The sequence below is a fragment of the Vibrio sp. Isolate32 genome, from assembly GCF_022397955.1.
Classification (GTDB): Bacteria; Pseudomonadota; Gammaproteobacteria; order Enterobacterales; family Vibrionaceae; genus Vibrio.
Map to the genome: position 1 here is coordinate 179,217 of NZ_JAKEUQ010000002.1, position 26,485 is coordinate 205,701.

Genomic DNA, 26,485 nt, shown 5'->3' on the forward strand with positions numbered 1-26,485 from the left:
CGAGATACGAGATACGAGAAGCTTGCGCTAGCTGGGACGGTAACGCAAGCATTCTTCAGAGCCGAACTATTTTCAGCATAGTTAGCGCTCGAGAATCACAAACTCCATATTGTGTTTGTTTTTCTCATCCGCTTGATACGTATCGCTAAAGCTCTGCTTCCAACCTTCTCCCCAATCTGGGAATTGAGTATCACCATCAACGTCAAAATCGATATAAGTCAGGTATAGCTTGTCAGCTTTAGGTAGGCAGCTTTCATAGATTGAACCACCACCGATGATCATCACCTCTTCAACATCGCTGACTAACTCCAGAGCTTTTTCAATTGAGGTAACCGTTGTCACACCTTCAATTTCCAAGTTCGCATCTCGGCTGATCACAATGTTTAATCGACCAGGTAAAGGGCGCCCGATCGAATCATAGGTTTTACGCCCCATGACTACAGGCTTCCCCATCGTTGAGCGTTTGAACCATGCGAAGTCCGCAGGCAAGTGCCAAGGCATCTGATTATCTTTACCTATTACACGGTTATTGGCCATTGCTGCAATCATACTGATGATCATAAATCGAAAGTCCTGTTCTTAACTGAGAGAAAGTTGATACTAGACGATGGGTCTGCGCCGGTAGAATAACAGCCCTGGTACAGCTAAGCCAACCGCTAGCCCTGCAATAATGAACATCGATTTCAAAAAGTTCTCCATCAACATCTCTAGCAGTTCGGGGCTATACCCTGCCCCATTAATCTCAACCATGGCAATCATTGCTTTAAAGGCAAAGACACCCGGAACCATAGGAATCAAAGACGCCACAGTAAATACCTTAGGGTGCGCCAACAGTTTATGCGACCAATGCACACCAATCATGCCAACCACAGTTGCGGCGAAGAAGGTTGCCCATTCAATTGGAATCCCAAAGTGCATCATCAAATAACGGCTACCGTGACCGATAGATCCGCCGAGTGCACAATAAATTAAAGCGCGTTGCGGAACGTTAAACACCAATGCGAATCCGACAGCCGGAATCGCTGCGAAAAACATATCGTTGAGTAAGCCTAAAAAAAGTTCGAAGGTACTCATTAGCTCGCCCACCCCCAAACACCACATAGACTCATCGCAGCAACAATGCCTAAGCTAGTCGCCAAAGTAAGTAAGCTTGCCATGGTAAAGCGAGCCAACCCCATATTGATGTGCCCTTTGAGCATATCTGCAACAGAATTAATCAGTGGAAAACCAGGTACGAGCATCAATACTGATGAAGCCATTACGATGGTTGGCTGACCACCAATATTATAGAGAACAGCTTGAGCAGAGATGGTAGTGGTAACGAATGCGGTGATTGCAAAGTTTAATAAAGGATTGAAATGACGATAGCCAATCTCTTGTCTAACGATCATGCCGCAGGCTGAAGCAATAAAAGTCATCATGAATACCTGCCAATCTCCGCCCGCAAGACGGCTAAAAGAGGCGCACGACAACCCTATCATCACAACCACTAACCAGCGGTTATAACGCTCAGGACTGATATTTTGGATCTTTTTATACGCTAATCCATAATCAAGGATCCCTTTCTCCATCATGATACAGACACGCTGAATATCGGTGATCACTTGCATGTTGATACCACGGTCAGCGCAGCTTCGAGTGGTAGTAATACAATGATCATTCATTACTGTTGTCACAACAAGCGCATTGGCAGACAACGCAACCTCAACCTCATCAACTCCACAAGCAATACCAATACGGCGCATAATGTCCCCAACCAGTGTGCTTTCCGCGCCGTGCGCTAATAACATTTGCCCTGACTGAGCGACAAGTCTTGAGATCGCTCTTTGTTTTGATGCCATGATTTCCTTCCCATTAGCGTTAATACTTAAGAGGTGAATTTTGCCTTAACAATAAAACTCTGTTCATGATTTAGATACAAAAAAACCGCAATATTAATTGCGGTTTTTATCTAATGGGCTCAATTAGTCACGAACATAGATAACATGACCGTCATCTTCTTCGTCATCCCAATCATCCCAGTCGTCATCATCTTCAGTAACGACATTTTTGCCGCTCATCGCATCTTTATGGTAGTCATCCCACATAAAGTCGACTTTTTCTTCTTCTGCAACTTCTTCTACTTCACGTGGTAGGTTCTCCATGAACTCACCAAGCTTGAAGCAAAGATCTTTAGTGCCCATCTTGTTCACTGCAGAGATCTTGAAGTACTCATCTTCCCAGCCTAAAGCATCGATGATGTCTTGAATCTTTTCGTCAGCTTCTTCTTCCGGCATTAGGTCAACTTTATTGAACACTAACCAGCGAGGTTTTTGTGCCACTTTTTCACTGTACTGCTCAAGCTCATCAATGATCGTTAGTGCATTCTGAATAGGATCAGAACCATCGATCGGCATGATATCGATCATGTGCAGAAGCACACGACAACGCTCAAGGTGTTTCAAGAAGCGGATGCCAAGGCCAGCACCGTCAGCGGCACCTTCGATCAGACCCGGGATATCAGCAACAACAAAGCTCTTCTCAGGAACCACGCTCACCACACCCAAACTTGGAATCAAGGTTGTGAACGGGTAATCAGCTACTTTTGGTTTAGCTGCAGAAACAGAGCGGATAAAGGTAGATTTACCAGCATTTGGTAAGCCAAGCATACCAACGTCAGCGAGTAGAAGAAGCTCTAAACGCAGTTCACGAACTTCACCTTTAGTACCCATTGTCTTTTGACGAGGAGCACGGTTAACAGACGATTTAAAACGCGTGTTACCAAGACCGTGCCAGCCGCCTTTACCAACCATTACCTTCTTGCCGTGCTCAGCAACTTCGGCAACGATTTCATTTGTATGGATATCAACAGCGCGAGTACCTACAGGTACTTTCAGTGTAATGTCTTTACCACGTTTACCCGTACAGTTACCACCGCGACCGTTCTCACCACGCTCTGCGTTGTAAAAGCGTTGGAAACGATAATCGATCAGTGTATTCAAGTTCTCATCCGCTTGGATGTAAACATCACCACCGTCACCGCCGTCACCGCCGTCAGGGCCACCTTTAGCGACGAATTTTTCGCGCCAAAAGCTCACTGTACCATTACCGCCATCACCGGCTTCTATTTTTACTACCGCTTCATCAACGAATTTCATTTTCTAACTCCGCACTTACGTTGCGTTACCACTCATCAAGGAGTGATATAAATTCTAGCAGATCCGAGTTTAGATCGATCACCTAAGATCTAGGCCGACCTGCAACCAAGGAACAAATAAGGAGAGGTTCTTTGCTTGGAACTTGTTAAAGCTTAAACAAGAGCGTCTACTTTTTTATTCTCGTTATAAATAAAAAACCCTGCCGAATCGGCAGGGCTTTTGAATTCAGCTTTAAAGCTATAAATATAATCTAATTAAAGATTAAATTACTCAGCTTCGATGCTTACGAATTTACGGTTTTTAGGACCTTTAACAGCAAATTTCACTTTACCTTCAGTAAGAGCGAAAAGAGTGTGGTCTTTACCGATGCCAACGTTTGTGCCAGCGTGGAACTTAGTACCACGTTGACGTACGATGATGTTACCTGCAAGAACAGATTCGCCACCGAAACGCTTAACACCAAGACGTTTGCTTTCTGAATCGCGGCCGTTATTAGTAGAACCGCCAGCTTTTTTATGTGCCATTGTTAAACTCTCCTAATACTTAAGCGTTAATGCCAGTGATTTTCACTTCTGTGAACCACTGACGGTGACCAGCTTGCTTACGAGAGTGCTTACGACGACGGAACTTAACGATTTTTACTTTATCGCCACGACCGTGTTGTACTACTTCCGCAGTAACCTTACCACCTTCAACAAGAGGTGCACCAACAGCGATTTCTTCGCCGTTAGCAACAAGAAGAACTTTATCAAATTCTACAGTTGCACCAGTTTCAACGTCTAATTTCTCTAAACGAAGAGTTTGACCTTCGCTTACTCGGTGTTGTTTGCCACCAGATTGGAAAACAGCGTACATATTTTACTCCGCTTTTTCCGCACAGCCTATGGTTGTTATTTGTACAACTCGGGTGTGCGCTAAACTAATCAATAGGGCGCAGATTCTACGGGAATCATGGCGCTATGACAAGCCATATTTTTAAAAAATTGGCGAAAACCTGTTCGCCAAAGAAAAGTGCGGCAATCATGCCCTTAAGCGATGTATTAATCAACGTTTTTTAGTGTATTATTCAACAATTAATACAACGTATAAACCTTACAGGGTCTAACTTCAGCCGGATGAACAATGGATTTTAAAGCTATCCAAACGCTTACTGCCAATGATATGGCAAAAGTGAATGAAACAATTCAAGCCCAACTTAATTCTGACGTAAGTTTAATCAACCAGCTTGGTTTTTATATCGTTAGCGGCGGTGGTAAACGCCTGCGCCCTTTGCTTGCTCTTTTATCTGCTCGCGCTCTTGGCTACCAAGGCGAAGCACATATTACCTCTGCAGCCTTTATTGAGTTTATTCATACTGCGACTCTGCTTCATGACGATGTTGTCGACGAATCAGACATGAGACGTGGTAAAGCAACCGCCAATGCAGCCTTTGGTAATGCTGCCAGTGTTTTGGTTGGTGACTTTATTTACACACGCTCATTCCAAATGATGACTACGCTAGGATCTTTAAAGATCCTCGAGTTAATGAGTGAAGCGGTAAACGTGATTGCTGAGGGTGAAGTTCAACAATTAATGAACTGCAACAACCCAGACACCACTGAAGAAAGCTACATGCAGGTTATCTACTCCAAGACAGCTCGCTTGTTTGAAGCCGCAACTCAAATTGGCGCAATTCTGACTGAGTCGTCACCAGAGATCGAAACGGCAATGCAAAACTACGGTAAATACCTAGGTACTGCATTCCAGCTGATTGATGATGTGATGGATTACACCGCAGATGGCAAAGAGATGGGTAAGAACGTTGGTGACGACCTAGCAGAAGGCAAACCGACCTTGCCGCTTCTATATGCAATGCACAATGGCTCTCCTGAGCAAGCAAGCATGATTCGTGAGGCAATTGAAAAAGCCAACGGTATGGATAAGCTCAACGAGATTCTAGCCGCTATGGAAGAGACAGGCTCGTTAGATTACACCACCAAAAAAGCATACGAAGAAGCTGACAAAGCGATTGCTGAGCTTTCAGTACTGCCAGACTCGGAATATAAGCAAGCTCTGACGACTCTTGCGCATCTTGCCGTGAAGCGAACTAGCTAAGGCTGAATACAAAGACCCTAGAGTAAAAAGGAAGAGCTGGGCTCTTCCTTTTTGTTATCTGTTATTGGTCGATAGCTGAGTGGATGCATGTTCAACCTAATAATACTGATCACAACTTCCGTGAAGTTGAGGGTTATCTTCGATCTCATCAAAGCTTACCGCCAATTGCTCTTCCGAGCCCTGCTTAGCCAACAACACCGTTTCGGCTTCTTGGTCAACTACCAAGATCGTTCCCACCCCTTGCTGACACTCTACTACTAGACCTTTACGGATTCGATTTGCTTCCATCATCTTTTCCTTCACAAAGTGAATTTACACTGACTCTAATACGCACATTGAGATGAAAAGATCAAAAAAGCCGACCTATAAGGTCGGCTTTTATTATATCTATTTGGCTAAATGAGTCGTGTCTCGCTTACTTAGCGAATTCAACACCAATCTCGATATCGCCATTTAGCGTTTCAAGCATGCTGTCTAGAGCATTACGTTCGAAATCGCTCAATTCACCGTAGCTTAGGATAGCTTCTGCACCCTCTTTACCCAGTTTAACTGGTTGAGCGAAGAATGGAGCGTGCTCGCCTTCACCTTCAACGTATGCACACTCGATTACGTTCTCTTCACCTTGTAGTGCTTTCACTAGAGCAAGACCGAAACGACAAGCTGCTTGACCCATAGATAGCGTTGCACTACCGCCGCCCGCTTTAGCTTCTACAACTTCAGTACCTGCATTTTGGATACGAGTCGTTAGTGCAGCGATTTCTTCATCAGTGAACTCTACGCCCTCAACTTGAGAAAGAAGAGGAAGAATAGTCACACCAGAGTGACCACCGATAACAGGAACGCGAATATCGCCTGGATCTTTTTCTTTCAGCTCAGCAACAAAAGTTTCAGAACGAATCACATCTAGAGTCGTCACACCAAATAGACGACGCTTGTCGTATACGCCCGCTTTCTTAAGAACTTCAGCAGCGATTGGCACAGTCGTGTTTACAGGGTTAGTAATGATACCAACACAAGCTTTTGGACATACAACTGCAATCTTCTCTGCAAGAGACTTAACAATGCCAGCGTTCACATTGAAAAGATCCGCACGATCCATACCAGGCTTACGAGCAACGCCCGCAGAGATAAGTACAACATCCGCACCTTCTAGTGCAGGTGTTGGATCTTCACCCGCGTAACCTTTGATCGAAACAGGTGTTGGGATGTGGCTAAGATCGGCAGCAACACCCGGAGTTACCGGTGCGATATCGTAAAGTGCAAGATCTGAACCAGCAGGTAGGCGATTCTTAAGTAGTAGGGCTAGGGCTTGACCGATGCCACCAGCGGCACCAATAACAGCTACTTTCATTGTTATTCTCCTTGAGAGCTTTCTCTTATAAATTCTTGGTAGGGTAATTCTTGAGCTAAATTAAAGTTAAAAAACTATATTAATCACAAAGTGATTACAATCAATTAACGCCAGCTTTGCGACTTCGCGCAAGTCAGTAAAACCGTGCTACACAGCAAGTTCGCATTATGGCGATAATCGACTGAAATAACAAAATAAGTCGTCGCAAATAACACATTATTCCATTAAATATTTACAGTGATATGACTAACAAATTACCGGGTTGTTTTGGCTAAAATTGAATATGTATGCGAGAATATGCAAACATCTTTGTTAATGAATAAGAATGACATATGCGCAATACAGAAAAACAAGACAACTTGGTTCGTGCTTTTAAAGCGCTGTTAAAAGAAGAACGTTTTGGTTCACAAGGCGAAATTGTTGATGCCCTTAAGCATGAAGGCTTTGAAAGCATCAACCAGTCTAAAGTCTCGCGTATGTTAACCAAGTTTGGCGCGGTTCGAACTCGTAACGCTAAAATGGAGATGGTTTACTGCCTTCCTGCTGAACTGGGTGTTCCAACGGTTTCAAGCTCTTTGAGAGAACTTGTTTTAGATATTGACCACAACAATGCATTAGTTGTGATACACACAGGCCCTGGCGCTGCTCAACTGATCGCTCGCTTGCTAGACTCACTAGGTAAGTCAGAAGGCATACTGGGCGTAGTCGCAGGTGACGACACTATCTTTATCACTCCAACCCTTTCAGTTACGACTAAACAGCTATTTGATTCAGTCTGTGAACTGTTTGAATACGCTGGATAATTGCTCATAGTTTCATAATTATCAGCCATGTAAATGGATCGCGAACACCTATTGACTTCGTGATCCAAATCACATCCTAGAATATCTCCCCCTCTCTCTACCCAACAACACTAAACCGTTGATTTTAAAAAAGTCAGTAGCAAACCAAGCACAAGATCTAGGCATCATTTGTTAGATTTTTTAGCTATATCTTTTAACATTCGAGTAATTTTCTGCCAATTTTTGATATTATTCAGACACTTTTTCATCACATGGATTGAAAAAGGTGCCGTTTCCAAATAGGAAACTCCAGAAACAGCTACACTTGTTTCTGGGTTAATAATGAATAAAGGAAGGAAAATTCATGGCATTTACCAAACTTATCAAAGTTGGTGCTATTGCAGCTGCTGTAATGGGCGCTGGCGCTGTTAACGCTCAAGAGTTCATCACGATTGGTACTGGTTCAGTAACGGGGGTTTACTACCCAACTGGTGGTGCGATTTGTAAGCTAGTGAACAAGGGCCGCAAAGACCACAACATTCGTTGTTCTGTAGAGTCTACTGGTGGTTCAATCTACAACGTTAACACCATCCGTGCTGGTGAACTAGATTTCGGTGTTGTTCAGTCTGACTGGCAGTACCATGGCTACAACGGTACAAGTAAGTTCAAAGATCAGGGCGAGTACAAAAAACTACGCGCTATGTTCTCTCTACACACAGAACCGTTCAACATCATCGCTCGTACCGATGCTGGTATTAACAATGTTGCAGACCTAGCTGGTAAGCGTGTAAACATTGGTAACCCAGGCTCAGGTGACCGTGCAACTATGGGTGTTGTAATGGACGCGATGGGTTGGACTAACGACAGCTTCAAGCTTGCTTCTGAACTTAAAGGTTCTGAGCGTTCACAAGCACTTTGTGATAACAAGATTGACGCATTCATCTACATGGTTGGTCACCCGAACGGATCAATCAAAGAAGCAACAACGTCTTGTGACGCAAAACTGGTTTCAGCAACAGGTCCACAGATCGACAAGATCGTAGCTGAAAACCCATACTACGCATACAGCACAGTTCCTGCTGGAATGTACCGTGGTACAGACGCTGACGTAAACAGTTTCGGTGTTGCTGCAACTATGGTAACTACTTCAGACGTTTCTGATGAAGTAGCATACAACGTTGCTAAGGCAGTATTTGAAAACTTTGACACTTTCAAACGCCTACACCCAGCATTTGCTAACCTGAAAAAAGAAGACATGGTTAAAGCGGGTATCTCTATCCCTCTTCACCCAGGTGCAGAAAAATACTACAAAGAAGTGGGCCTTCTAAAGTAGTTCTAGTTTAAGCCTACTACACCAATAAGGAGGCTGGTCCTCCTTATTGGCTTTTCACGTTTTATAAAAATAACTTAAGTGAAAAGAGCAAACCTTTAAGTTTCTCCAATTTGGCGAACTTACCTTCGTATCAAGCCTAAGACAAAGACGAACAAAAAACGCATTTCTCTATCCATTAACTACACTAGATAGGCAAGAAATAACGTCTCGTTGTTCGTAAGAAAGGCAGACCATCAATAATAAGGATAAAGTACATGACGCAGACAACATCACCGTCTCCAGATGTGCAAGAAATGGTGGCACAATCAGACACTGGTGCGCGTAGCCCTCGCGGTATCCAAGGCCGTATTTTATGGTTTGTGCCTCTATGTTGGTCACTGTTCCAACTTTGGTATGCATCTCCGCTGCCGTTCATTTTTAACTTCGCAATTTTAAACGATACCGAAGCTCGAGCAATTCACCTTACCTTTGCTATTTTCCTAGCATTTACCGCTTATCCAGCTATGAAGAACTCGCCGCGGAACTATATCCCGGCAGTCGACTGGGTATTAGCGCTTGTTGGTAGTTTTTCAGCTTCTTATATCTACATTTTCTACACCGAACTTGCTGGCCGTTCTGGTGCTCCAACAACATTCGATATTGTTGCTGCCGTATTCGGTATGATTCTACTGCTTGAGGCAACACGACGCGCTTTAGGTCCACCTCTTATGGTTGTGGCAGCAGTATTCCTACTTTACACCTTTGGTGGCCCACACATGCCAGACGTTATCGCCCACAAAGGTGCGAGCCTGAACAAGGCGATGTCGCACCTGTGGCTAACAACTGAGGGTGTATTCGGTGTAGCTCTTGGCGTATCAACGTCATTCGTATTCTTGTTTGTACTGTTTGGTGCAATGCTTGAGCGCGCGGGTGCAGGTGCTTACTTCATCAAGGTCGCATTCTCTCTGCTTGGCCACATGAAAGGCGGCCCTGCAAAAGCTGCCGTTGTGGCTTCTGGCTTATCTGGCCTGGTATCAGGCTCATCAATCGCTAACGTAGTAACCACTGGTACCTTCACCATTCCACTGATGAAGCGTGTTGGCTTCCCTGGCACAAAAGCCGGTGCGGTAGAAGTTGCGGCTTCAACCAACGGTCAGCTTACGCCACCTATCATGGGTGCTGCCGCATTCCTAATGGTGGAATATGTGGGTATCTCGTATGTAGAAGTAATCAAAGCAGCCCTATTGCCAGCTCTGATATCTTACATTGCTCTGATTTACATTGTTCACCTAGAAGCATGTAAAGCAGGTATGACTGGCCTACCTCGTCGTCACACACCAACTATTGTACAAAGCCTACTGTCTTTCACTGCGACCATTTTGGGTCTATGTGTTATCAGTGCCGCGGTATACTACGGTGTGGGTTGGACCAAAGATGTATTTGGCGAAGCAGCAACACCAATCGTTACTGTGGCGCTATTAATCGCTTATGTTGCTCTGGTTCGCGTATCAGCAAAATACGCAGCTGAAGGCGGTTTGGAGATCGATGCGGATCTAAAGGAAGTTCCAGATCCTGGTCCAACTATTAAATCAGGTTTACACTTCCTACTGCCTATCGTAGTGCTAGTTTGGTGTTTGACGGTTGAACGTTTCTCACCTGGTTTATCTGCCTTCTGGGCAACAGTGTTCATGATCTTCATCTTGATCACCCAGCGTCCTCTGATGACTCTAATGAACAAATCAGACGATCTTGCAGAACAAACCAAAGCTGGTTTCGTTGACCTAGCAGAGAGCTTAGTTTCAGGCGCGCGTAACATGATCGGTATCGGTGTCGCGACAGCAGCTGCAGGTACGGTTGTCGGTGTGGTGACGCTGACGGGTATCGGTCTTGTAATGACTGACTTCGTTGAGTTTATCTCAGGCGGTAGCATCATCCTTATGCTGCTCTTCACTGCGGTAATCAGCTTGATCCTAGGTATGGGCTTGCCGACCACAGCAAACTACATCGTTGTATCGACATTGATGGCACCAGTAATTGTGACCCTAGGTGCAGCACACGGTCTTATCATCCCATTGATTGCGGTGCACTTATTCGTGTTCTACTTCGGTATTCTTGCGGATGATACCCCTCCGGTAGGTCTTGCGGCCTTTGCTGCAGCGGCAATTGCGAAATCAGACCCGATTCGCACTGGTATCCAAGGTTTCACCTACGATATCCGTACCGCAATCTTGCCGTTCATGTTCATCTTCAATACTCAGCTACTGCTGATGGGTATTGATTCTTGGTGGCACTTAGCACTGACTATCTTCTCATCTGTAATAGCGGTACTTATCTTCGCAGCTGCAACCCAAGGTTGGTGGTTCACTAAGAACAAATGGTGGGAAACGGTTCTGTTGATTGCATTGACCTTCACTTTCTTCCGCCCTGGCTTCTGGTGGGACATGATTTACCCAGAGAAAGTTCTTTCACCTGGAGTTGAGATTGCTCAAATCACAGAAAAGCTGGATGTGGGACAATCACTTGAACTAAGAGTGGGTGGCGAAAACTTAGAAGGTGACTATTCTGAAAAGACTGTTCGCCTGCCGTTTGAAGATTCTGCGACCTCAAGTGAAGATCGTATTGCCTCTATGGGTCTAATGCTGACTGAATCTGAAGGCAAGATGATTGTTGATATGGTTGAGTTTGGTAGCCCTGCAGAAGCAGCTGGTATTGATTTCGATTGGGAAATCAAATCCGTTATCCAAGATGCAGATAGACCAATGAAAGAGTGGGTATTCTTACCAGCTCTGATCATTTTGATTGGTTTAGCGATGAATCAAAGAAGACGTGCTCGTAAGGATGAGATTAGCGCGTAATGGATAAAGCTAAGTAGTGCTTAACGCTATTTGGCTTTATTACATGGAAAGGATAACTGCAGTGCTAAGTGAGAACTTAGCACTGATTAAAAAGAGACGAATACATGTATAAACAAATCCTTGTTCCTGTTGATCTTAATGACAAAGGCTTTTCTGATAAGGCAGTCGAACTGGCGGTATGGCACGCAAAACACAGCAATGCTGAAATCCATATTCTGAACGTACTACCTGGCATTCACATGTCGATGGTGGCGTCTTACTTCCCGAAAGATGCAGCGAACCAAATGAAGCTAGATGTTAAAAATCAGCTGAAAGAGTTCGCCGACAATCACATCGACGATGAAGTAGTTTACAAAGTTCATGTTGCTGAGGGTAAAACCTACGCGACGATTCTTGATTACGCAGAAAAGCTTGGCGCTGACCTTATCGTGATGCCTAGCCATAAGCGTTCGAAAATCGACAAAGTGGTACTTGGCTCGGTTGCAAGCAAAGTAGTACAGAACTCACCAATCAATGTATTGGTGGTTAAGCCGCAAGGTTAAGTCATTTAATCAACACACAATCTAAAAAGGTTGACCTACAAGCCAACCTTTTTTGTTTTTAACTCATGCTACATAGCTTTAGAATCAACTCACTATGTTTTGCGGACGACCAGCGATAAAGCCATCAATATTATCCATTAAGATATCAGACAGTTTTTGAATAGAGCTGTCACTGCCCCACGCCACATGAGGTGTGAGTAGTAAGTTTGGCAAATGACTGTTAGTCAACAGTGGATTTGAGTTGTCAGCAGGCTCTTGAGTAAACACATCCATACCCGCTCCAGCGATTTGATTGTTCTTCAAAGCTCCTACCAAGGCCTGTTCATCTACTAGACCTCCACGCCCAGCATTAATTAATACCGCGCTCGATTTCATCATTGCGAGCTCTCGCTCTGAAATCAGATTTTGGGTCGCATCAGTCAAAGGACAATGTAGGCTGATCGCATCCGCTTGCTGTAATACCGTATCAAAAGGCAGATAACCTTCTCGACAAGAACCCGCCCCTTTTCGCTCAGCAAAAATAACTTTCATACCAATTGCTTTGGCTAATATTGCGGTTGCTTGGCCTAAACTGCCACTGCCCATTAAACCCAATGTACTGCCAGCCACATCTTGAATAGGATGAGTAAAGAAGCAGAACTGCTTGTCCTTTTGCCACTCACCCGCCTCAATGTCTTTATGATAACCAATAAGGTTTCGTTTAAGAGTGAATAGCATTGCGATGACATGTTCAGGAACCGATTGAGTCGCGTATCCTTGTACGTTTGTCACTGCAATGTTTTTAGATTTGCAGTATTCCACATCGACATTGTTGACTCCGGTCGCCGAAACCGCGATCAACTTGAGTTTTTTAGTACCAGCTAGGTTCGACTTATTGAGCACCACCTTGTTAGTGATCACCACATCAGCTTCTTCAACTCGCTCCGACACTTGCTCAGGAGCCGTGAAATCGTACTCCACCCAATCATGCTCAAAGCTCAGAGGTTTTAAATGAATTTGAGACGGGATGGTCGCTCTATCAAGAAACACGACTTTCAACGTTGGCATTCTTCTTCCTTGGTTAAATCTATGAATCAGTCCATTTTAAGCTTTTAGCTTACTGTAGTCTGGAAGCTCAGGCGCAATTTCAAAGTGCTGTTCGATTTGCGGAGACGCTTGAGGATAAAAGTCACAGGGAGCAAAGGCTTTGAACAGCTGATCATTCGCTGGGTGATAAAAACTCAACTCACACGCATGCAAAGCCAGCCTATCACTGTATTCAAACGCTTCGGGTGTTGCGTAAAACTCATCGCCCACAATAGGTGCGCCTATTTCCATGCAGTGCACTCTTAATTGGTGAGAACGTCCGGTAATTGGCAGTAACTTCAATAAAGTCGTTTGGGGTTCTTGCTGTTCTACCGCATAACGAGTCTGTGATGGTTTGCCGTCTTCACAACAGACTTTCTGCTTGGGGCGATTTAGCCAATCACAGATGAGTGGTAGATCGATCAACCCTGCTTTTTGTTCAACCGATCCCCATACGCGTACGTAATACAGTTTGTGCGTCAGGCGATATTGGAACTGCTTCTTCAAGTGACGTTCTGCCTGCTTATGCTTAGCCACCAACATCAAGCCTGAAGTCGACATATCCAAACGGTGAACCACTTGAATATCAGCGAACTCCTCCACCAAACGACTCCAAATGCTGTCGTAATGCTCTGGCAACCTGCCCGGTACTGAAAGTAACCCCGCAGGCTTATTCACCACCAGAATGTCGTCATCTTGATAAACAATATCAATCCAAGGTTCGCTTGGTGGTGTGTACTGCTCTAACGCCATTGAAGCCTCTTATTTACTAGTGAACAAATAGTTCACAGTTAATTCGTTTATTAATAAATACAATTTTTGATATTTTGTACATAAAAGTTGACGCACTTACGAAACATGGTATTGATAGGGTAACGGAAAACAACAAGCCAACATCAAAGGAACAATGATGGACAGTACGGTTAAAACAACCACAACAAAAACCTCAGCTCCCCTATCCAGTTTAATTAAATCTCTTGGTCCGGGTATTATGATGGCCGCTGCTGCAGTCGGCGGTTCACACTTAATTGCCTCAACCAAAGCCGGAGCCATCTATGGTTGGCAGCTCGCTGCATTGATCATCTTAGTAAACCTATTCAAATACCCATTCTTTCGTGCCGGCATCCAATATACGCTTGGTACAGGACAAAGCTTAGTTGAGGGTTACTCAAACCTGGGTCGCCCTTACCTAGTGATTTTTTCTATACTAAGTGCTATTTCAGCCGTCGTAAACACAGCCGCACTGCTGCTGTTTAGTGCGAGTTTGCTTAGCTACTTCATTCCTTTTGAGCTAGCAACCAGCACGCTTTGTATGATCGTACTCGCGACCTGCTTGATCATCTTATTTGCAGGACACTATCGTGCTCTGGACACCCTTTCAAAAGCGATCATGGCAATCCTTACGATCACCACTCTAGCCGCTGTCGCCATTGCAATCGGCTCACCTGTCGAACCGGATGCTGCTTTTGTTCCACCATCACCTTGGTCATTGGCAGCTATTGGCTTTATCGTGGTGACCATGGGGTGGATGCCTGCCCCTATCGAGATTTCAAGCATCACCTCTATGTGGCTAAAAAGCCAAAAAGAGGAACAAGAAGTCACTGCCCAATCTGCCTTATTCGATTTCAACGTCGGCTACATTGGTACTGCACTGCTTGCTTTGGTGTTTGTCGCTTTGGGTGCTCTCGTACTTCACGGTTCAGGTGTGGAGCTCTCTCGCTCTGGTGTGGGCTTTACTCACCAGTTAGTTGGTATTTACGCGTCGACGATTGGCGAATGGTCACGCCCACTCATCGCCATTATCGCTTTCTTCTGTATCTTTGGTAGTACGATTACCGTTATCGACGGCTACTCTCGTGTACTCGCGGAATCACAACGTCTTTTACTCAACAAGGAATCGAGCCCGCGCATGCTGCAAGGTTGGATCATCATTATCTCTATCGCAGCACTCGCGATTGTGATGTTCTTTAGCGCAGCATTGATGCCAATGCTCGATTTCGCCATGGTGCTTGCTTTCACTACGACGCCATTCTTCGCTCTGCTTAACTTCATCTTGGTGAACAAAACTAAGCTTCCAGAAGCGCTAGCCATTAGCAGCAAACTAAAATGGCTGTCTGTCGCAGGCCTAGTTTACTTATTCGGTTTCTTAGCAGTATTTGTCTGGTGGAAATGGTTAATGTAACCCTCCAATCACCAACGCTTACAAACTCGATAAAAATAAGGCCTTCATGATGAAGGCCTTATTTGTTGTTCACTGACTAGCTGATATTAGTTATGAGAAACCACAATCAGACGTAGCGAGTCTAATTGAACCTGAGCTTTGCTGATGTAGCCTGTCAGTTCGTTAATCTGAGCTTCGATAACTTCTAACTCTTCATCACGGATATTTGGGTTCACCGCTTTCAGTGCTTGTAGACGCTCTAGTTCACCGTTAAGGTTTGTCTGCATATCTCTTTGCGCTTGCTGACGCACTTCTTCAACTTTAGGAAGAACTTGTGCCTCACCCGCTTCGATTAGCTTGTGAATTTCGCCTTGTACCGAGTTAACTAACTTACTTGCTAGGTGACGGTTCACTGGGCTTAACTGGCGGTTAAAGCTATCAAATTCAACCTGAGCAGATAGATCGTTACCACGGCCATCCATCATCAAACGAATCGGAGTCTTAGGTAGGAACTGGCTGATACCACTACGCTTTGGTGCTTGTGCATCCACCAGGTAAACCAATTCAAGCAGGATAGTGCCAACGGGTAGCGCTTTGTTCTTAAGTAGCGATACCGCAGAAGTACCCACACCTTCGCTAAGTAGTAAATCAATACCACCCTGAATCATTGGGTGTTCCCAGCTAATGAAGTTCATGTCTTCACGAGAAAGCGCGGTTTCACGGTCAAACGTAATCGTTGCACCTTCATAAGGTAAGCCTGGGTAGCTTGGTACCATCATGTGCTCAGATGGTGTTACTACTAGCGCATTTTCACCTTTGTCGTCTTGGTTCAAACCAATGGTGTCGAACAAGCTCAACGCAAAAGTGACTAGGTTAGTGTCGCCATCGGTTGATGCGATCTTCTCTGCAATCTCGTGCGCTTTGTCACCGCCGTTTGAGTGCATCTCTAGTAGGCGATCTCGGCCTTTTTCTAGATCCGCTTTTAGGCTTTGATTTAGCTTAGCTGACTCTTCGATAACTTCATCAAGCTGTTCTGTGTTACCAGAAGCCAGCATTTCGATAAGCACGTCTGAGTACTTATCGTAAACCGTACGACCAGTTGGACAAGTTTCCGCAAATGCATTCAGGCCTTCATCAAACCAACGCGCTAGGATCGCCTGTGATGTGCCTTTCAGATAAGGAACATGAATATCAATATCACGCTGTTGACCGATACGATCCAAACGACCAATACGTTGCTCAAGCAAGTCTGGGTTGAACGGTAGATCAAACATCACTAATTGGTTAGCGAACTGGAAGTTACGACCCTCAGAACCGATTTCGCTACAGATAAGAACCTGAGCGCCGCCCTCTTCTTGAGCAAAGTAAGCCGCCGCTTTGTCACGCTCTAGAATCGACATGCCTTCGTGGAATACGGTTGCACGCACACCCTCACGCTCGCGCAGTGCCTGCTCTAATTGCAGGGCTGTACTTGCACGCGATGCGATCACTAGGATCTTTTCGCTGCGCTTGTCTTGGATCTTTTTAATCAGCCAGTTAACACGTGAATCGAACTGCCACCAGCTTGAGTCTTCACCTTCAAACTCTTGGAAGATCTCTTCTGGATAAAGCATCTTCATCGCACGAGCTTCTGGTGCAATCTTGCCACCGATCATACCTGATACACGCATCGACGTGGTGTACTGCGTTGGAATATCCATCGGCAGTAAGTTCACGTTACGCTTAGGGAAGCCTTTGATAGCAGCACGTGTGTTTCTGAATAGAACACGACCAGTACCATGGCGATCCATAAGGTTATCAATCAGTTCTTGGCGAGCTAATGCTTGCTCTTCTTCGCTGCTATCGCCTTCGATAACACGGAATAGAGGCTCAACATCTTGCTCAGAAAGCAGTTCTGTAATTTGATTCTTCGCGCTGTCTTCAAGTTTCACGCCTGAGAATAGTGCGGTAACAGCATCAGCAACCGGTGCGTATTGATCTTCTTCTTCAACGAACGCTTCGTAATCGTAGAAGCGGTCAGGATCCAATAGGCGCAGACGTGCAAAGTGACTCTCACGGCCCAGTTGCTCCGGAGTCGCAGTCAGCAAAAGTACACCAGGAGTATTTTCTGCTAAGCCTTCTACTACTTGGTATTCACGGCTTGGCTTGTCTTGGCTCCACTCAAGGTGATGCGCTTCATCGACAACCAATAGATCCCACTCACCTTCAAGCGCTTGCTCGTAGCGTTTGCGGCTCTTACGTAAGAAATCCAAAGAACACAGAACGTATTGTTGGGTATCAAATGGGTTGTCTGACTCTGCAAAGGCTTCAATACAACGCTCTTCATCAAAGATAGAAAAGTGCAGATTGAAACGGCGCATCATCTCAACTAACCATTGGTGTTGTAATGTTTCAGGTACCACGATAAGGATACGTTCAGCGCGGCCAGACAACACTTGTTGGTGGATGATCATACCCGCTTCGATGGTTTTACCTAGACCCACTTCATCGGCTAATAAAACACGTGGTGCATGACGACGACCCACTTCATGAGCGATGTACAACTGGTGAGGAATTAGGCCAGCACGCATACCACACAAGCCACGCATTGGGCTCTTGTGCTGTTGATATTGATTGCTTAGCGCGCGGTAACGCAACACGAAGTTATCCATACGGTCGATTTGACCCGCATACAGTTTGTCTTGTGGCTTGTTAAAACGAATCTGATTGCTTAAGAAGATTTCACGTAGAGCCACTTCTGATTCTTGAGTATCTTCGCGTGTGCCTAGGTAAGTCAGTAGCCCTTTATCTTCGATAACTTCTTCGACAGACAGAGACCAACCTTCTTGGCATTCGATGACATCACCTACATTAAACGTTACTCGGGTTACGGGAGCATCCGTACGTGCATACACACGGTTTTCTTCTGATGCTGCAAACATTAGTGTCACTGTGCGAGCATCCATTGCTACAACGGTACCTAAACCTAAATCGCTCTCCGTATCGCTTATCCAGCGTTGCCCCAAAGCAAATGTCATGAATCGACTACCTCAATCTTATAGTTGGAATTTAGTCTTTTTAACTGATATTTGAAACAAGAACCTTACCGCTCTTGAACTCAAAATATAGCCAAAAATGCCTAGTTTGCAGCCACTTTTTAAGTGCGCTCTAAATAATAAATATCTCGAGAAAATGGTGCAGAAAAAGGTCGCTAATCTTACTCGATGCTGTGATTTAGGTCACGTCTAAAGGCGATGATTTCCTGCTTTTTTTCTGTTTTCGCCAATGCAATCAAACTGTAAAAAAAACATGGTTAACCTATTGGTAGTAGATTACTGCCGTTAGTGAATACGTCATATTCATCGATCACAATATGGCAATATTTCTCTCGTTGAACTTTAGGTGAGCAGTTGACTATCACCAGAATGAGATACTAACCTTTAAGTGAGATTAATCTACGTTCAATCGATGCAAAGCAAGCCGCACGCGGCAAGGAGATGCTATGGGCGAGACCAACCGGAAGCTATTTGTTTTAGACACTAATATCCTACTTCACGAACCCTTCGCTATATTTTCTTTCCAAGAGCACGATGTCGTTATCCCCATGACAGTGCTAGAAGAACTAGACAGAATCAAAGACAGTAAGAGGGATGTTGCACGAGATGCGAGAATTGCGATTCGAACTCTCGAAGATTTATTCAGGGAAGCCACACCAGACCAAATATCAGAAGGCATCCCTTTCACTAAAGACATCAAGGCCTCAGGCAGTATCTCAATACTCGCTGATTACGAACTTCAAGAAAGCATTAAAGCCTTTGCCGATGACAAGGCTGGCGATAACCGAATCCTAAACGCTGTACTCTACCTTCAAAACAAACGCGCGCCGCGTGAAGTGGTTCTCATCACCAAAGATATCAATATGCGTTTACGTGCAAAAGGCGCGGGCGTGCGCTTCGTTGAAGATTATCAAACCGACCAACTCATCGATGATATCCAATACCTCACCAAAGGCTTCCAACAACTTGAGGGGGCATTTTGGGATGGTATCGACAATGTGGAAAGTAAAACCTTAGCTGGCAAAACCTTCCATACGCTAGCAAGAGCGCCTTTCGAGCCTACCTTCCTCAACCAATATGTGATTGATGAAGAGAGCGACTTTGCAGCAAGAGTTGAAGAGATTGATACCGAAACTGTCACACTCAGAGACTTAAGCCGTGAACGTTTAATGAATCGCAGAGTCTGGGACATCACACCAAAGAATATTTATCAGGGAATGGCGATTGATGCGCTACTCGACCCGGATATTGACTTGGTGATCCTAACTGGCGCGGCAGGTAGTGGTAAAACACTGCTCGCGATGGCCGCAGCACTTGAGCAAACCATTGAGCGTAAACAGTTCGATAAGATCATCGTCACCCGAAACACGCCCGACATTGGTGAGTCGATTGGTTTCCTCCCAGGTACTGAAGAAGAGAAGATGCTGCCTTGGTTGGCTGCCGTGACCGATACACTGGAAGCGCTGCACAAAAACGACCATTGTACCGAAGGGTCAATGAAGTACATCTGTGATAAAGCGAATATCCAGTTCAAATCGATCAACTTCATGCGTGGCCGTTCCATCCAAAATGCGTTTGTGCTTCTCGATGAGTGTCAAAACCTTACCGCTTCGCAAATCAAAACCATCATCACCCGTTGTGGTGAAGGTACTAAGATCGTCTGCTCAGGAAACCTAGCGCAGATAGATTCTTCCTACTTAACTCCTGTGACCTCGGGGCTAACCTATATGGTTGAGCGTTTCAAAAACTTCGAAGGCAGTGCCAACATACATCTCAATGGTGTGGTGCGTAGCCGACTGGCTGAGTTCGCGGAAGAGAACATGTAGACTCTGTGCGCTCACAGAACCAGTAACCTATAAGCAAAAAGCGCCTCACAATGGAGGCGCTTTTAACTTTAACTTTGCAGTCATTTTGCTGAGACTAGACTGATTTACTCAGTACCACCAACGGTTAGCGAGTCTAGTTTCAATGTTGGCTGACCAACACCTACTGGCACGCTCTGACCAGCCTTACCACAGACACCCACACCACGGTCAATGCTTAGGTCATTACCGACCATTGACACCTGCTGCATCGCTTCAATACCAGAACCGATTAGCGTTGCACCTTTCACTGGGTGGGTGATCTTACCATTTTCAATCATGTACGCTTCAGACGCTGAGAACACAAACTTACCAGAAGTAATATCAACTTGGCCGCCTCCAAAGTTCGGTGCGTAGATACCTTTATCAACCGTCGCGATGATCTCTTCTGGCGTGTGCTCACCCGGTAGCATGTAAGTGTTGGTCATACGTGGCATTGGAAGGTGCGCATAAGACTCACGACGACCGTTACCTGTTGGGGCAACACCCATTAGACGAGCATTCAGCTTGTCTTGCATGTAACCTTTTAGGATGCCGTTCTCGATTAGCGTATTGTACTGACCGTTAACACCTTCATCATCCACGTTCAATGAACCACGAAGATCAGTCAATGTGCCGTCATCAACAATCGTACACAGGCTTGAAGTAACTTGTTCGCCAACTTTGCCTGAGAATACTGATGACTCTTTACGGTTGAAGTCACCTTCTAAACCATGACCTACCGCTTCATGCAATAGAACACCCGGCCAGCCAGAACCGAGAACCACAGGCATTGCCCCAGCAGGCGCCGCCACTGCTTCAAGGTTAACAAGCGCTTGACGAATCGCTTCATCCGCAAATTGGTAAGCAACTTGAGTGCCTTTGTCATCGCTTAAGAAGAAGTCGTAACCGAAACGACCGCCCCCACCAGCACTACCACGCTCACGGCGATCGCCTTTCTGTGCAAGAACGCTAATAGATAAACGGACCAGCGGGCGAATATCGCCTGCGTAGGTGCCATCAGTCGCAGCAACCAGCATCTGCTCATGCACACCGCTTAGGCTCACTGATACTTCCGTCACCATAGGTTCTTTAGTACGAATGTAAGCGTCCAATGACTTAAGAAGTTCTGTTTTTTGCTGTTTTTCCCAGCTTGCTAACGGGTTTACCGCATCATAATAAGTTTGGTTAGCGTTGCGCTTGAAGGCTTGTACCTTGCTGTTTTGACCTTGCTTCGCTATACCACGGGCTGCAATCGCACTTTGCTTTAAGCCATCGAGTTGGATTTGGTCAGAGTAAGCAAAGCCGGTTTTTTCGCCAGATACTGCACGAACACCCACACCACAATCGATATTGAAAGAGCCATCTTTGATGATGCTGTCTTCTAGCACCAAAGATTCGTGCCAGCTTGACTGAAAGTAGATATCAGCATAATCAATTTGGCGGGTAGCAATGCTCGCCAATGTATCTGCGATATTTTGCTCCGTAAGCCCTGTTGGGTTCAGTAGCGCTTCTTCAATTTGATTAATGCTCATAGATGGCTCTTGTTTGTAATTAAAATTGATTGGTAAATCGAGTGTGTTGTGTGACTGGCATATTTTGCCTAATGGATTCACAACTGGACGTGTCTATCTCGACCACCATACTTTTAGGATCTTGGTCTAACTGTGCGACCACTCTTCCCCAGGGATCAACCACCATAGAGTGTCCCCATGTTTCTCTTTGGCAAGGGTGCTTACCACCTTGCCCTACCGCAACAATCCACGATTGTGTTTCGATTGCCCGGCATCTTAACAGTGCTTCCCAGTGCGCCTGACCGGTTACTGCAGTAAACGCAGCTGGTACCACTATGATCTGCGCGCCTTGCTTGCGTAACTCTGAATACAAGTGAGGAAAGCGCACATCATAACAAATACTTAAACCTAAGTGACCAAAAGGCGTTTCTGTTGTCACAACTCGGTCACCAGGAGTGAAAATATCAGACTCTCGATAGCACTTATGGGCATCGGCGACATCCACATCAAACATATGTAGCTTATCGTAGTGAGTCACTAAGCTGCCGAAGTCATCAATCACCAAAGTCGTGGTGGTGACACCTTTCGCGGTGGTTATCGGCATACTGCCCACAATGATCCAAATGCGATGAAGCTTAGCTAACTCAGTCAATTTCTTCTGCAATGGGCCATCATTGAGGGGCTCGGCATACTTGTGATAATCCGCTTTGCTACCGAATACCAATGCATTCTCTGGGCACACGACCCATTTTGCTCCTGACGCCTTACACTTGGCTATCTCTTTGGCGAGATAATCAAGGTTGCAGTCAGGGTCTGGGCCCGAAGTCATTTGAATCAAACCAACACAATCCATGTGCACTGCTTCTCCATTCATTATGATTCAGAAATCACTATTTATCTGTATATTAGGCCTTACTTTTACTCAGCCAACTTCCTTAAGTTTTCTGGAAGTTGGAACTCACCAGAGCTACGAGAAAGCTCACTTACCGTTGGTGAATCCAGAGGACCTTTCACCGAGTAATTAACCTGTGTAAAGACCTCAACAACCGGTGAAATAACCGTAGTTACCGCCAACACATACAACGCAGTTTGAGGCGTTACCGCAAACGCTGTTAGCACCGGAATACCCGAAGTGATATCTGGCGTAAAGTTTACTTCTGCATCTACCTGACGAGTATTTAGGTTAGCGATGCCTTTGATCTTCATCTCACCCGCCACGGCATCCATGTTCAGGTCATTGGTCAGGAAGATACCATTTTGCATCTTGCCAGTACCTGTAATGCTGTTAAATGCCATGCCTTTATCAAACACATCAGAGAAATCGAGCTGCATCTTACGGATGATCGAATCTAAGCTAAACAAACCAAGTAAGCGAGCAGCCCCACTCACATCTGAGATAATACCTTTACCGAACTTGGTTTTTACGTCACCATCAAGCGTATCCATCTTGATACCCCAAGGTGAACCATCCCAGTCAAGTTGAGCCTCCAGCTCAAATGGCGCTTTTTGAATTCCCGACGTGATGCCAAAGCGCTCCATTAGCTCACTGTTGTTTTCACCTTCAACGTCAACTTTCAGCGATGAATGACTCTTGTTACCATTCAATTCCCACCAGCCACTAACATCCGCTTTATTGCCGCCGCTGCGTACCTGAATTTTCTTCCACGCGATGCGGTTTTCTTCTCTCGCCAGCTCAACATCCACCTTGCCAACTTTATAGCCTTGCAGCCAGAAGTCGTTAAGGGTTAGCTTGAGATTCGGCATCACATCATGGATCTTTCTATCCAACTCAGAGATCAACGGTGCTTCTTGCTCTTTGCGTTGCAGCAATGGCTCCTGCTTTGATTTGTCGCTCCATTCTGGAACAAACAGGTGCAAACGATCCAACGACACGGTTAAATCATAAGGAGGCAGATAATTAATATCCCCTTCTAGCTCTTGGCTCGATACTTCCATTTGCCAAGCTTGTTTATTCTTGCGCGCACTAAAATCAACATCATTCCAAGCAATACCACCAAGAATCAGCTCTTTACTTTCAAAAGTCACACGACTTGGAGCTGGAATAGTTGGTGTGTTCATTTGGCTTAGAACAGCTGTTGATGGCTTTACCGGCTCCATGATCACCGAAAGCCAATCATCAGCATTAAACTTATCAGTACGAATCAACGCATGATGGCCCACAACAGGACTAATTTTATAGCCGCCACGGCCCAGAACTAAATTAGTCGCCGTTAACTCAGGAACATCACCTGTAATATCAATCTCAGCTTGGTACTTAGTGTTCGGCAATTGCAGACGCGCGGTAATCGCTTCTTGATTACCCGATGTTTGTAGCCTTGCCGCCCCACTCTCTAACGATTTTTTTGCCAGTGGATACGGGTAATCGCTCGCCAAATATTTAAGATCTGACTGCAGATCTAATTGATAGGTAAACCCGATGTCATTCAGTTGGATATCAATCTGGCTCTGCCATTGCACATGGCCTGACAAGCGACTTAACCACTGCTCACCAATATAAGGTTCTAGAGGCTTAACATCCCAATCACCCAGCACATCAATATCAACAGCATAGCCAGGGCCATCATTCTGACCTTTAAAATCGAGTGATATTCCTTGCTTAAGCAGATCAGCAGCGAGGCCATTTGCCGTCACAGCATCATTATCAAACTTAATTCGTCCCGTGGTGTTCTCAAGCACCATTGGCGGCGCTTCAATTTCAACATGGTTACCACTAAGGTCAGCATAACCCCAAGCTCTTGGCTCCTTCTCGGAATCAAACGGAATATTGAGCTGGAATTCAGACGATACATCACCACTCACTTGCAGCGCCGTTAACGCAGCACCCACAGAGTCGACCAATGGCGAGGCCGTCATGTAATCACGAACCGCATTACCAGAAGCCGTAGCCTTCGCTTCAATCTCGATATGACCGCCTTCCCCTAAGTAAGGAATGCGCCCAGTGATTCGGCCGGCTGTTACATCCATCAATTGAGCTGAGCGAGAATCGAGATACATCGCATCATTTTCAAACAACAGATCAAGCTGAAGGTCAGTAATCAATGGCCACGCCGTATCAAAGCTGAATTTCGCGTCTTCTAAGCCAACCCAGACTTGGAAAATACCATCGTGATTCGCGTATGGGTATTGAGCCAACTCACCATGCCACAATAGTTTTACAGTATCCGCCTTACCCGCTTGAATTGCAGTAGACAAGTAATCTGTTAGGTCTTGCCCAAGGGCCAGTGTAGGTAAGTAGCGCCATGTTTCGCCGACATTGTAAGCGTCCGCTTCGCCATAGAAAGATAAGAACGGGCTCGCATCTTTAGGGAAATCTAAGCGAAATGCACCCAGTACTTGTAAATCTGGCGTTGCAGCTGTGATTTTGTCCGACCACAGTTTCCAGCCGTTTTCATCTTGTTGCCAAACAATATCAACCTGACCTTGTTTGATATTCAAAGGCGCTTGGAAAACATCACCATAAGGGAACACATCATCAATAACATGCAGGCTAGCTTTCGCTTCTGATGCCGAACCAAACACACTACCTGACACTTGGCTAAAACCGGGCACTAACTCCCACTGTTCAATCGCCAGATCAGAAAAGCTAGCAGAGTAACGCAGGCTATCGATGTTTGACCCCATAGATACACGAATATCAGAAACAGAACCACCCGGAGATAATACGTTGATCATTTTGGTGGATTGTTCAGAGTCCGGCATCAGCTTAATCAACGGGGTAATTGTCTCAATGTTTAATTCAGAGACATTGAGCTCCCAAGGACCTTGGTTCCACTTGAACGCTACGTCGAGTTCCGGCCAAGGTGTGTCATCCGTTCTAAGGTTTAGTGAGTGACCATTTACCTGCCAACCATCATCAATCGGAGATAACTTAAAGATACCTGACTCAAGCATTAGGTCATGCTTGCCATCTTCATTCCACGTCAATTCTGAAGGCAGAACTTCAACATAAGCGCTCACTGGTTTGCTATTTCGCAGCGTAAGCCAGCTATTTAAGCTCACTGTACCCGTTTCAATGCCGGATTCCGCCTGCATATAATGCGTAAGCCATGGCTTAACCGAAATGCTGTCGGCACTGACATAAAACTCACCAGTCACATCAGTCAGTGACCCACCATCAATAAAGTTAGCACTCACTGACAGAGAGTTTAGATTGGCATCTTTGATACTCACCACACCTTCAGCAAGGTGATGTTTGTCTGAATTTTGCCATTTTAAGGTTTCTATATCGAGCTGACGTTCTTCACCCGAAACAGCACGATACAAAATGGTAGAATCTTTCGCGGTGACATCGACCAATGTTTTTAGCAGTAAATTATCGAGCTCTTGTATCACTCGCTTGGAAGACTCGGGATCTGTAGGTTCGTCTTTGCCATTTTGTCCGGCAAACAGATCAATTGAGCGGATATCAAGATACATTTGATTCATGACTAGATCGGCCACAACCGGGCGCATCTGCACGAGCGATTGAATCAAGTCAAACTCGACTTCAACACGCTCAACAGAGAAGGTCACATCTTCTGCATTGGGGAGGCTAGCTTTAACGCCTTGCAGAGCAATAGAAGGGTGAGTGTTACGCCAAAAACCGCCCACGTCTTGAATAGAAAACTCAAAACCGGAATGTTGGTTTACCCAAAGCTCAATTTCAGATTGATACTTATTTAAATTGGGTAAGGCTACACGCAGTGTAGTTACGGCAATGGCTAGCGTTACTAAGAGAGTAACCACTAACCATAAACATGCGCGTAGAATCAGAGTAACGCTTGAGCTCACAAAAT

At 45.3% G+C, this 26,485-nt stretch carries 21 protein-coding genes; 7 read left to right on the plus strand and 14 right to left on the minus strand.

Annotated features, from left to right (window positions below; genetic code table 11):
* Positions 1–81 precede the first annotated feature (81 nt).
* The 6 genes from folA to rplU form a co-directional block, all read right to left on the minus strand.
* Positions 82–561 carry a type 3 dihydrofolate reductase gene (gene folA / locus L1D11_RS02310; protein WP_128162117.1) on the minus strand — a complete coding sequence of 160 codons (480 nt, stop codon included), beginning with the start codon at positions 559–561 and terminating at the stop codon, positions 82–84.
* A gap of 39 nt (positions 562–600) precedes the next feature.
* On the minus strand, positions 601–1,074 hold the full coding sequence (locus L1D11_RS02315; RefSeq protein ID WP_239834721.1) for a threonine/serine exporter family protein: 474 nt from the start codon (positions 1,072–1,074) through the stop codon (positions 601–603).
* Positions 1,074–1,841, minus strand: a complete 768-nt coding sequence (locus tag L1D11_RS02320; protein WP_239834720.1) for a threonine/serine exporter ThrE family protein — start codon at positions 1,839–1,841, stop codon at positions 1,074–1,076. Before L1D11_RS02320 ends, L1D11_RS02315 begins: the two co-directional genes overlap by 1 nt.
* A gap of 123 nt (positions 1,842–1,964) precedes the next feature.
* Positions 1,965–3,137, minus strand: coding sequence for an Obg family GTPase CgtA (gene cgtA / locus L1D11_RS02325; RefSeq protein WP_239834719.1), 1,173 nt, complete (start codon positions 3,135–3,137; stop codon positions 1,965–1,967).
* Positions 3,138–3,403: 266 nt separating this feature from the next.
* Entirely contained in the window at positions 3,404–3,661 is a 258-nt protein-coding gene (gene rpmA, locus L1D11_RS02330) for a 50S ribosomal protein L27 (protein WP_004735905.1), read from the minus strand.
* A gap of 19 nt (positions 3,662–3,680) precedes the next feature.
* Positions 3,681–3,992 carry a 50S ribosomal protein L21 gene (rplU, locus tag L1D11_RS02335; RefSeq protein ID WP_004740823.1) on the minus strand — a complete coding sequence of 104 codons (312 nt, stop codon included), beginning with the start codon at positions 3,990–3,992 and terminating at the stop codon, positions 3,681–3,683.
* A gap of 267 nt (positions 3,993–4,259) precedes the next feature.
* Here rplU and ispB point away from each other — a divergent pair, with 267 nt between their 5' ends.
* Positions 4,260–5,231: an octaprenyl diphosphate synthase gene (gene ispB, locus L1D11_RS02340; protein WP_239834319.1), complete on the plus strand. Its 972-nt coding sequence runs from the start codon at positions 4,260–4,262 to the stop codon at positions 5,229–5,231.
* 96 nt (positions 5,232–5,327) lie between these two features.
* Here the strand turns inward: ispB and L1D11_RS02345 are convergent, their stop codons facing one another.
* Both L1D11_RS02345 and mdh read right to left on the minus strand, forming a co-directional pair.
* A complete protein-coding gene (locus tag L1D11_RS02345; protein ID WP_191907695.1) occupies positions 5,328–5,519 on the minus strand; it encodes a hypothetical protein in 192 nt (63 codons plus the stop codon).
* Between the two features lie 127 nt (positions 5,520–5,646).
* Complete coding sequence (gene mdh / locus L1D11_RS02350) at positions 5,647–6,582, minus strand: malate dehydrogenase (protein ID WP_239834320.1); 936 nt, start codon at positions 6,580–6,582, stop codon at positions 5,647–5,649.
* A gap of 332 nt (positions 6,583–6,914) precedes the next feature.
* Here mdh and argR point away from each other — a divergent pair, with 332 nt between their 5' ends.
* The 4 genes from argR to L1D11_RS02370 all read left to right on the plus strand — a co-directional run bounded on the left by argR (position 6,915) and on the right by L1D11_RS02370 (position 12,073).
* On the plus strand, positions 6,915–7,385 hold the full coding sequence (gene argR, locus L1D11_RS02355; RefSeq protein ID WP_004740827.1) for a transcriptional regulator ArgR: 471 nt from the start codon (positions 6,915–6,917) through the stop codon (positions 7,383–7,385).
* A 343-nt stretch (positions 7,386–7,728) separates the two neighbouring features.
* Entirely contained in the window at positions 7,729–8,697 is a 969-nt protein-coding gene (locus L1D11_RS02360; RefSeq protein ID WP_008220541.1) for a TAXI family TRAP transporter solute-binding subunit, read from the plus strand.
* Between the two features lie 254 nt (positions 8,698–8,951).
* A complete protein-coding gene (locus tag L1D11_RS02365; protein ID WP_239834321.1) occupies positions 8,952–11,531 on the plus strand; it encodes a TRAP transporter permease in 2,580 nt (859 codons plus the stop codon).
* A 104-nt stretch (positions 11,532–11,635) separates the two neighbouring features.
* Positions 11,636–12,073, plus strand: coding sequence for a universal stress protein (locus tag L1D11_RS02370; RefSeq protein WP_239834322.1), 438 nt, complete (start codon positions 11,636–11,638; stop codon positions 12,071–12,073).
* Between the two features lie 84 nt (positions 12,074–12,157).
* On the opposite strand, the gene L1D11_RS02375 is transcribed toward L1D11_RS02370, so the two are convergent.
* Both L1D11_RS02375 and L1D11_RS02380 read right to left on the minus strand, forming a co-directional pair.
* On the minus strand, positions 12,158–13,120 hold the full coding sequence (locus L1D11_RS02375) for a D-2-hydroxyacid dehydrogenase (RefSeq protein WP_239834323.1): 963 nt from the start codon (positions 13,118–13,120) through the stop codon (positions 12,158–12,160).
* A gap of 36 nt (positions 13,121–13,156) precedes the next feature.
* Positions 13,157–13,891: a pseudouridine synthase gene (locus tag L1D11_RS02380; protein WP_239834324.1), complete on the minus strand. Its 735-nt coding sequence runs from the start codon at positions 13,889–13,891 to the stop codon at positions 13,157–13,159.
* 157 nt (positions 13,892–14,048) lie between these two features.
* On the opposite strand from L1D11_RS02380, the gene L1D11_RS02385 reads away from it, so the two are divergent.
* Positions 14,049–15,320, plus strand: a complete 1,272-nt coding sequence (locus tag L1D11_RS02385) for a divalent metal cation transporter (RefSeq protein ID WP_239832748.1) — start codon at positions 14,049–14,051, stop codon at positions 15,318–15,320.
* Between the two features lie 86 nt (positions 15,321–15,406).
* Here the strand turns inward: L1D11_RS02385 and rapA are convergent, their stop codons facing one another.
* On the minus strand, positions 15,407–18,316 hold the full coding sequence (gene rapA, locus L1D11_RS02390) for an RNA polymerase-associated protein RapA (protein WP_239832747.1): 2,910 nt from the start codon (positions 18,314–18,316) through the stop codon (positions 15,407–15,409).
* A 464-nt stretch (positions 18,317–18,780) separates the two neighbouring features.
* Between rapA and L1D11_RS02395 the strand changes: the two genes are divergently transcribed.
* On the plus strand, positions 18,781–20,160 hold the full coding sequence (locus tag L1D11_RS02395; RefSeq protein WP_239832745.1) for a PhoH family protein: 1,380 nt from the start codon (positions 18,781–18,783) through the stop codon (positions 20,158–20,160).
* A 104-nt stretch (positions 20,161–20,264) separates the two neighbouring features.
* Here the strand turns inward: L1D11_RS02395 and tldD are convergent, their stop codons facing one another.
* From tldD to L1D11_RS02410, 3 genes are all read right to left on the minus strand, one after another.
* Positions 20,265–21,710 (minus strand): metalloprotease TldD, encoded by a 1,446-nt coding sequence (gene tldD, locus L1D11_RS02400; RefSeq protein WP_239832744.1) that lies wholly within the window; start codon positions 21,708–21,710, stop codon positions 20,265–20,267.
* 19 nt (positions 21,711–21,729) lie between these two features.
* Positions 21,730–22,542 carry a carbon-nitrogen hydrolase family protein gene (locus tag L1D11_RS02405; RefSeq protein WP_239832750.1) on the minus strand — a complete coding sequence of 271 codons (813 nt, stop codon included), beginning with the start codon at positions 22,540–22,542 and terminating at the stop codon, positions 21,730–21,732.
* A gap of 65 nt (positions 22,543–22,607) precedes the next feature.
* Complete coding sequence (locus L1D11_RS02410; RefSeq protein ID WP_239832743.1) at positions 22,608–26,480, minus strand: YhdP family protein; 3,873 nt, start codon at positions 26,478–26,480, stop codon at positions 22,608–22,610.
* Positions 26,481–26,485 lie beyond the last annotated feature (5 nt).